A 747-nucleotide genomic window follows, 5' to 3' on the forward strand; every position below is an offset into this window, starting at 1 on the left:
CCTGTGGGGCGGCAGCGGGAGTTCCGGCGGGCGGAACATGCGCCGCATCGGCTGCGGTTCCAATTCCAGCCTCAACTCCGGCCTGAGCGCCTGAAGCGGTGGGATCGCCAGATTCTGCCGTGTCCTGAACCAGTTGTCCGCCCATGCCATTTGGCCTGTTGCGGCCATCCAGTTGCAGACCGGTCATCTGTTCCACGCGCTGCTCGGGGTTCTGCCCGCGTCCCACCATGAAACCCATAAAGAAAGACCAGCCCACGGCGGCCATAAGCACCAGCCCCAACAGACTGAGCATGGGGGCGGACAGGCGAAGGGTAAAACGCCGTTTGTCATTTGTGGCGGGGGCGCTTTTCTGCCTGGGTTTGCGAAGCGGTGGAGGCATTCTTTTTCCTTTCTAGTCCTTGTAAGCGTTGGATGCAAGGCATTGGCGCGGCGGAGAGCCGCGCGTTTTTCCGGCATGCGTACCGCGCCGGTCTGTGCGGCGCGGTACGCATGTTTGTGTGCGGTTTGCTTTGGAGACTGCGCAGTTTTTTTGTCTGCGGCAGACTGGCCTGCGCAAGGCCCGTGCGTTTCTGCTGCACGGTGTTGCCCCGGATCCTGCCATTACGGGCAGATGTAAAGTTTGCCGGTCAGTCCTGCCTGTCGGTTTTGCGGCAAAGCGGCATTCCGGGCAAGCCCGTGCCGGGGCAAGCGCTGCTACATGCTTTCGGGGGCGCTTACGCCGAGAACGTCCAGACCGTTGCGCACCAC

1 pseudogene is annotated in these 747 nt (G+C 62.2%); it reads right to left on the reverse strand.

Annotation, left to right across the window (positions count from 1 at the left end):
• Positions 1–379, reverse strand: a pseudogene (locus tag V6C16_RS14635) (hypothetical protein); the annotation flags it as partial.
• Positions 380–747: the final 368 nt, after the last annotated feature.

It is taken from the genome of Desulfovibrio sp. 1188_IL3213, assembly GCF_036763145.1.
Lineage (GTDB): Bacteria > Desulfobacterota > Desulfovibrionia > Desulfovibrionales > Desulfovibrionaceae > Desulfovibrio.